5 protein-coding genes are annotated in these 8,894 nt (G+C 30.1%); 4 read left to right on the top strand and 1 reads right to left on the bottom strand.

Annotated features, from left to right (window positions below; genetic code table 11):
• The 3 genes from ABJG40_RS05620 to nagB form a co-directional block, all read left to right on the top strand.
• Window positions 1-1,005: serine hydrolase (locus ABJG40_RS05620; protein WP_348023596.1), on the top strand; the 1,005-nt coding region annotated here is incomplete at its 5' end.
• A gap of 24 nt (window positions 1,006-1,029) precedes the next feature.
• Complete coding sequence (locus tag ABJG40_RS05615; RefSeq protein ID WP_348023595.1) at window positions 1,030-2,136, top strand: DUF5009 domain-containing protein; 1,107 nt, start codon at window positions 1,030-1,032, stop codon at window positions 2,134-2,136.
• Between the two features lie 258 nt (window positions 2,137-2,394).
• Entirely contained in the window at window positions 2,395-4,323 is a 1,929-nt protein-coding gene (gene nagB, locus ABJG40_RS05610) for a glucosamine-6-phosphate deaminase (protein ID WP_348023594.1), read from the top strand.
• A gap of 290 nt (window positions 4,324-4,613) precedes the next feature.
• Here the strand turns inward: nagB and ABJG40_RS05605 are convergent, their stop codons facing one another.
• Window positions 4,614-6,629: a M3 family metallopeptidase gene (locus tag ABJG40_RS05605; protein ID WP_348023593.1), complete on the bottom strand. Its 2,016-nt coding sequence runs from the start codon at window positions 6,627-6,629 to the stop codon at window positions 4,614-4,616.
• A 171-nt stretch (window positions 6,630-6,800) separates the two neighbouring features.
• On the opposite strand from ABJG40_RS05605, the gene ABJG40_RS05600 reads away from it, so the two are divergent.
• Window positions 6,801-8,894 (top strand): LamG-like jellyroll fold domain-containing protein (locus ABJG40_RS05600; protein WP_348023592.1); only part of this gene is annotated, 2,094 nt, incomplete at its 3' end.

The following is an 8,894-nucleotide window of genomic DNA, read 5'->3' as shown; positions in this document are numbered from 1 at the left end:
GATTTAGCTTCGGTAACCAAAATATTAGGAGGCCTTCCTATGATTATGAAAAGCGAAGAACTTGGACTTTTAAATCTAGATAGCACGCTTGGTGAACTTTTACCTTATTTAAAAGGCTCTAATAAAGACACCATTACAATTAAGGAAGCATTGTCTCATGCGGCAAAAATAAAACCTTGGATTCCGTATTATCTAGAGACAGTTGATTCTGTTACTAAAATACCTTTTAGTAACTATTATAGTAAAATTAAGAAAAAGGATTATTCGATTAAAGTAGCTGAGAATTTATATTTAATGAACTCGTATACAGATTCTATTTTTAAAAAAATAGCTGAAGCTCCACAACGTACAAAATCGGGTTATAAATATAGTGGGTTGTTATTTTATTTATTTAAAAAGTATATAAAAGATACTTATGGTGAAGATATGGATGTATTAAATAACAAAGAATTTTACAAACCTTTAGGAGCAAATACGCTAACTTATAATCCGTTGAATAGATTTAATAAATCTGAGATTGCTCCAACAGAAAATGATGATTATTATAGAAATCAATTACTTCAAGGTTATGTGCATGACATGGGAGCAGCAATGATGAATGGAGTAAGTGGTAATGCGGGGCTTTTTAGTAATTCAAATGATGTTGCAAAAATGATGCAAATGTATTTACAAGATGGATATTACGGAGGAAAACGATATTTTGAACCTAAAACCTTACATAAATTTAATCATAGATATTTCGAAAAAGATAGTGTAAGAAGAGGTCTTGGTTTTGATAAGCCTCAGCTGAATCCAAAAGTTATTGCAAGTAGTAAATATGCTTCTGCAAATAGTTTTGGTCATTCTGGTTTTACTGGCACGTACACATGGGCAGATCCAAATACCGGTATATTATATGTTTTCTTATCTAATAGAGTTTACCCTACCATGGCAAATAACAAGATTGGAGAAAAAAATATAAGAACTAATATTCTTGATGTTATTTATGAGGCTATTTTAGAATAAAGAATAAAATTAAACAGCGTTAAAATGAATATTAAAAGAAGGTTAAAAGCATTAGATGTTCTAAGAGGAATAACGATTTCTTCTATGATTTTGGTAAACACACCAGGTAGTTGGTCTTATGTTTATTGGCCTTTTTTGCACGCCAAATGGCATGGTTTTACACCAACAGATGCAGTCTTTCCTTTTTTTTTATTTATTGTTGGAGTCTCTATACATTTTGCTTTTAAAAACTTTAAACCAGAAGAAAGTTCAAAAGCTCTGAAGAAGATAATTAAAAGAACAATAATTATTTTTTCTATTGGGCTGTTTTTAAATTTATTTCCAAAATTCAACTTTGAAACTGTTCGGTATTTTGGGGTCTTGCAAAGAATTGCAATCGCTTATGGAATCGGAGCATCTGTTTGTTTGTTTGTTAATAAAAGAAATCTTACTTATATTATAGTAGTAATTTTGGTTGCCTATTGGGCCATCTTATATTTCTTTGTTTCAGAAAACCCATTTGGGCCACAAACAAATTTAGTAGGTAAAATCGATTTATATTTATTTGGTTCTAATCATATATGGAAAGGTCTTGGTTTTCCTTTTGATCCAGAAGGACTTTTATCAACATTACCATCAATTGCAACAGTGCTAATTGGGACCTTAACAGGTGGTTTTTTGAGTAAGTCATCTAAAAATACAATTAAAATAAATACACTTTTAGGTTATGGAATTGGTCTTCTTATATTAGGCTTTATCTGGGGCTTTGTGTTTCCTATAAACAAATCTCTTTGGACAAGCAGTTATGTTTGTTTTTCAGCAGGTTGGGCAATGTTAATATTAGCATTGCTGATATGGGTTATAGATGTGAAAAAACATATTAAATGGTCTCAACCGTTTATACATTTTGGTACAAATCCATTGTTCATTTTTGTTTTTTCTGGTTTGTATGTAAAAACAATGATTTACCTCGTAAAAATTACAAATACACAGGGAGAAACAACAAGTGGTTTAAAATACATATATCAAAATATATTTATTCCAATTGCAGGAAATATGAATGGATCTCTTCTATTTGCAATTGCTCATATGCTCTTTTTTTGGAATTTGGTTTATGTATTGTACAAGAATAAAATTTTTATAAAAATTTAATTAAAAAAAAAATGAAAAGAATAATTTTATAGTAATAATTTAAATGATGATAAAAATGATTCTTTAAATGAAATGGTTTTTACAAACGCGATAACAGCATTAAAAAAACAAGAATAATATTCATCCTATTTATAAAGATAAAAATAGCATTGGTAAGTTTGGGTAATGGGGCTTCATCTTGTCTTTTAAACGTGTTAAAATCACAGATAAATATTGAAAATTTCACCCAAAAAATAATTTTTTTAAAAAATAAAAATAATGTTAAATAGTAATATTGATAAGGCAACAGGTTTCGAAAAAAGATTTGAAAATATTGGAACCATCGTTTATGAGAATTCTACTTCTGCATCAAAGGCTATAGCAGAAGAAATAGCAAGTCTAATTAGGGTTAAACAATCTCAAAAACAACCTTGTATTTTAGGTTTAGCAACAGGTTCTTCTCCTAAAGGATTGTATGCAGAATTGGTGCGTTTACACAAAGAAGAAGGTTTAAGTTTTAATAATGTTATTTCATTTAATTTGGATGAGTATTATCCTATGGAGCCAGATTCTGTAAATAGTTATGTTCGTTTTATGCAAGAGCAATTATTTAATCATATAGATATTCTTTCAGAAAACTGTTTTGTGCCAGATGGTACTTTGTCAAAAAATAAAATTAGAGAGTATTGTAGTGAATATGAAGCAAAAATTGAGGCTTTAGGAGGTATCGATTTACAAATTTTAGGAATTGGGGGAAATGGTCATATTGGTTTTAACGAATCTGGATCGTTACAAAACTCTAAAACAAGATTGGTTGCCTTAGATCATATAACAAGAGTTGCCGCAAGCGGAGATTTTTCTGGTTTAGATAACACCCCTAGAACAGCAATTACGCTTGGTGTTAAAAAAATAATGGAAGCTAAAAGAGTAATTCTAATGGCTTGGGGAGAAAGAAAATCTAATGTTATTAAGGCATCTGTAGAAGATGCAGTTACAAGTCAAGTACCTGCTTCTTATTTGCAAGAACATAACAATGCAACTTTTATTTTAGATGAAGCAGCAGCGTCTAAATTAACAAGAATTAATACACCTTGGTTGGTAGAAAAAATTGTTTGGACAGATCAATTGATTCGAAAAGCAGTTTTAAGCTTAGCACTTAATTTAGAGAAACCTATTTTAATGTTAACAGATGCAGATTATATAGAAAATGGAATGAGCGATCTGTTAGCAGACTCTGGTCCTGCATACGATATTAATATAAAGATTTTTAATAAACTTCAAAATACAATTACAGGGTGGCCAGGTGGAAAACCGAATTCAGACGATAGTAAAAGACCTGAAAGAGCTGACCCTGCAAAAAAACGTGTATTGGTTTTTAGTCCACATCCAGATGATGATGTGATTAGTATGGGAGGAACTTTAAAAAGATTACATGAACAAGGTCATGAGGTTCATATAGGATATCAAACTTCAGGAAATATTGCTGTTGCCGATGATGAAGCGTTACGTTTTGCAAGTTTTGTATGTGATTTTAATCATAAATTTGGAATAGATAATTCTGAAGCAAAAGATATTTATAAAAAAGCAGCTACTTTTTTAAAGAATAAAAAAACGAGTGAAATTGATACTTCAGAGGTCAGATATATAAAAGGATTAATAAGAAAAGGAGAAGCAAGATCTGCTTGTTATTTTATAGGTTTACCAGATATCCAAATTCATTTTATGGAATTACCATTTTATGAAACAGGAGCTATTAAAAAAAATCCTATTGGAGTTGGTGATGTAGAAATTACAAAAGATTTAATCGAAAAAATTAAACCGCATCAAATATTTGCAGCAGGAGATTTAGCAGATCCTCATGGAACCCATAAAGTGTGTTTAGATGCGATTTTTGCTGCAGTTAAAGAATTGAAAACAAAAAAGTTTATGAAAGACTGTTGGGTTTGGTTGTATAGAGGTGCTTGGCAAGAGTGGGGTGTTGATGAAATTGAAATGGCAGTTCCAATGGGGCCAGATCAAGTGTTAGAAAAAAGAAAAGCAATTTTTAAACATCAATCACAAAAAGATGGAGTTGTTTTTCAGGGGACAGATAGTAGAGAATTTTGGCAACGAGCAGAAGATAGAAATAAAGAAACAGCAGAATTGTATGATCAATTAGGATTGTCTCATTATGCAGCTATGGAAGCTTTTGTAAGGTGGTATTATTAAGGTAAAAAAATAATGAGTTATTCTAACATAAGGGTAGCTCATTATTATTTATTAAGATTTTTTTTCAGAAAAACCGGTTCAGTTATATGCTGATGAAGAATTGTGCAAATAAGCAATCAAATTGATGATAAAGAGAATTTTATAGAACTCAGAATTTTTTAGGAAGTTTATTACAACATCAAACCCTACAAGCTACAAAATATATGAGTAAATGGATTGAAAGTAAAAACAGTTTTCAGTTGCAGTTTGCAGTAACTTATTGACTGCAAACTGCGACTGAAAACTGACTACTAAATCAAACCAGCTCTTTTTAATAAAGCATCTGGTTTTGGTTCTTTACCTCTAAAACGTTTGTACAATTCCATTGGTTTTTCTGTTCCTCCTTTAGACAATACGTTTTCTTTAAATTTTGTTGCTACTTCTTTGTTAAAAATCCCTTCTTCTAAAAAATATTCAAAAGCATCTGCATCTAAAACTTCTGCCCATTTGTATGAATAATATCCTGCAGAATATCCTCCTTGAAAAATATGAGAAAAAGCTGTACTCATACAGTTTTCTGCAACATCAGGATATAATTTTGTTTCAGCAAAAGCAACATTTTCAAAATCTTTAATAGATTTAATTTTTGATGGATCTTGTCCATGCCATTGCATATCTAACAAACCAAAACTTAATTGACGCAAGGTTTGCATTCCTTCGTGAAAACTAGCAGATTCTTTAATTTTTTCGACATATTTCATAGGAATTGTTTCTCCAGTTTCATAATGTTTTGCAAACAATTCTAAGGCTTCTTTTTCGTAACACCAATTTTCTAAAACCTGACTTGGTAACTCTACAAAATCCCAAGAAACAGACGTTCCTGATAAACTGTTATAAGTTGTATTTGCTAACATACCATGTAAAGCATGACCAAATTCATGAAACAGGGTTGTAACCTCATTAAATGTCAGTAAAGAAGGTTTTGTAGTTGTTGGTTTAGTGAAGTTGCAAACAATTGAAACGTGTGGTCTTTCGTTAATTCCGTTTTTTATTTGTTGAGATTTGTAACTAGTCATCCACGCACCATTGCGTTTCCCTTTTCTTGGATGAAAATCTGCATAAAGTACAGAAACAAAATCTCCATTAGAATCAGTAACATTGTATGTTTTTACATCTTCATGATATTTATCGATATTAGAAATTTCTTCAAAATGTAAATCAAATAAACGATTAGAAATTTCGAAAACACCATCAATTACATTTTCTAATTTAAAATAAGGTTTTAGCAATTCTTGATCTAAATCAAACAACTCTTTCTTTAATTTTTCTGAATAATAAGCGCCATCCCATTTTTGTAAATGATTAATTCCGTCTAAATTTTTAGCGTAATTTTCTAAGTTTTTAAATTCTCTTAAAGCTGCAGGTTTTGCTTTTGCTAATAAATTATTAGAAAATTCAATTACTTTTTCTGGTGACTCTGCCATTCTTTCTTCTAAAATAAAATGTGCATGAGTTTTATAACCTAATAAATTGGCTCTTTTATGGCGTAAGTTTACAATATCTATGACAATGTGTTCATTATTAAACGTATTATCTTGAAATGCTTTTTTACCTGCGGCAATGGCCATTTTTTTACGCAACTCTCTATTGTCTGCGTAAGTTAAAAACGGAATGTAACTTGGGTAATCTAAGGTAAAAACCCAACCTTCTTTTTCTTTAGATTTTGCTACTTCTTTAGCGGCTTCTTTTACGCTTTCTGGTAAACCAGCTAAATCATCTTCATTAGTTAAATGCAGTTCAAATGCATTGGTTTCTGCCAAAACATTTTCTCCAAATTTTAATGATAATTTAGAAAGTTTGGCATCTATTTCACGAAGTATTGTTTTATCTTTTTCACTTAAATTAGCTCCATTTCTTGCAAAACTTTTGTATTGCTTGTCTAAAAGCATGTCTTGTTCTGAAGTTAAATCTAAAGAATCTTTAATATCATATACAGCTTTTACTTTTTTAAATAAAGCTTCGTTTAAAGTAATATCATTACTAAACTCACTTAACCAAGGAGAAACTTCTTGTGCAATTTTCTGAATTTCATCATTAGTTTCCGCTGAATTTAAATTGAAAAAAATACTTGTAATTCTACCTAATTTACTTCCTGTAAAATCTAAAGCTACTGTTGTATTTTCAAAAGTAGGTTTTTCAGTATTAGTTACAATTTCGTTTATTTCAGATTTCGCAATTTCAATGCCTTTTTTAATTGCAGGTTTATAATCTTTATTAGAAATTTTAGAAAAAGGAGCTGTATCAAAATCTTGTAAAAGTGGGTTCATATTTTAAATTAAATATTTCAATACAAAGATAAACATTCTAAAAATTTTAACAATTAAACAGTATAAAAGATCTTTTTGTCGATAAATTGTTGAATTTCATCTTTATATTATGAATTGTGTATTTTTTATATGATATTTTTGTTTATAATTTATTTGTTTACACTTTTTATTATGAAAAAAATTTTTTTTTATTTGTTTTTTTTATTTGGTATTAATTTGTTTTTTGGACAAACAGATGATGATGGATTCTATTTTGATGGAGTAGATGATTATATTAATATTGGTGGTGCTACCAATACTAATATTACAAATATAAATAGTACAACTACAAACGATAGAACTTATGAAACTTGGTTTAAGGCAGAAGAAGTTACTAGTAGGCAATTTATAATGAAAGAAGGTGCTGGTACAAGAGCGGTGTTAGTTTTTATAGAAGATGGATATTTGGTTGTTGGTGGCTATAATAGAGCAGATTATACACCAAGATGGGAAGGAACTTTTTTTAGAAAAGCAATAACAGCAGATACATGGTATCATGTAGCTTTAGTTTTAGACAATGCATTGGCTGCCAACAATACAACAAACCTTATGGGAGCTAATGAAAATACTACTTTAAAGTTTTATGTAGATGGAACTTTAATTGGAGAAAATTCAGGATATCAATTTGGTCCACATAATACTATGAGATTAGGGTACAAAGATGCTAGTGTAAGGTTTCCTCTTAGTACAGCCACATGGATAAGTCAATTAAATTCTGAATATCTTTATGCTTCTTCAGCTTTAACAAGTTATTCTGGTACAAATTATTTTGAAGGATATTTATGGGGATTTAGACTTTGGAACCGAGCTAGAACAGCAACAGAAATAAATGAATATAAAGCAGATATTATTACTACTGTTGGTACAGATGATTTGGTAGCAATTTTAGATGGAGATACTTTTGAGTATTTAGCAAATGACAATACAAGCACTTCTGAGGCAACAGTTTCTCCTGTAACAACTATAATTTGGAGTGCTACTGCTGCATCTACAGATTGGAATACTGGTTCTAATTGGGTAGGTGGGGTAATTCCTAATTCAGAAATAAAAGAAGCAGTACAAATTCAAGAACAAACATCAGGTAATAATTATCCTATAATATTATCATCACAACATATAGTAACAGGAGATTTAAAAGTAGATTCAGATGCAAGTATTACTATAAATAGTGGAGGGACTTTAGAAATTGCATACGATTTAATAAACGATGGAACCATTACTGTAAACGACACAGGAAGTTTAATGTTAAGAGAAAAAGAGGCTTCTACAAGTGCTGGTACATTTAATATTGTTAGAAAAACACCCAGTTATGGAGGTAACGATTTTTATTCTTATTGGAGTTCTCCTGTTGTGAGTTCAGATTCTAGTATTGCTACAGTTTTTCCAGATGCAGAACTTATATATAGTTTTAATTCAAGTTCATCAAATTCTGATTGGGTTTTTCATGGAACATCAGATTTTAACCCAGGAATCGGTTATGCAATCCAAAACGAAGCTACAGGAGGACAGTTTAGAACTTTTACAGGAAACATAAATAAAGGAGATATAGAAGTAAGTATTTACAATACAACAAATCTAACAGGAGAAGATAATGAAGGTAATGAATGGTCTGTAGAAGGTGATAATTTGGTAGGTAATCCATATCCAGCTGCTATAGATTGGGATTTAGTAGTTACAGATCCAGATAATACAGAAATAAATGGTGAAGTATATTTTTGGAATCAAACTACATCAGAAGTGGGTGAAAATAATGTGAGTGATTACTTAGTTTATAATCTTACAGGAGCTACAGAAGCAACAAAAATTACTAATAGATTTATAGGATCTGGGCAAGGGTTTTTTATAAAAACAGAAAGCTCTGAATCAGATTTAAAAATTACTTTTAAAACTACGCATCAAGCTGCTGGTGAAAATGCTAATTTTTATAAAAGTTCTAATACAATTGATCAAAAAAAACTAGGTCGTTCTTGGTTTTCTTTTAGTCATAACGATAAAACAAACACATTGTTGGTTGGTTTTTTAAAAGGAGCTACAAATGAATTTGATAGATTGTATGATGCCTCTTTTGATATAAATCAAACTTCAATGGGTTTTTATACCTTAGTAAATAAAACAAATAAAGCAGCTATACAAGGTTTACCTGAATTAGCAGCAGATGAAATCATAATAGAAATGGGATATACTGTAGATGAAATAGGAGATTACTCTATAAATATACAAGAAGAA

It is taken from the genome of Polaribacter sp. (assembly GCF_039939415.1).
Classification (GTDB): Bacteria; Bacteroidota; Bacteroidia; order Flavobacteriales; family Flavobacteriaceae; genus Polaribacter.
This window is presented reverse-complemented; position numbering and strand designations above follow the sequence as displayed.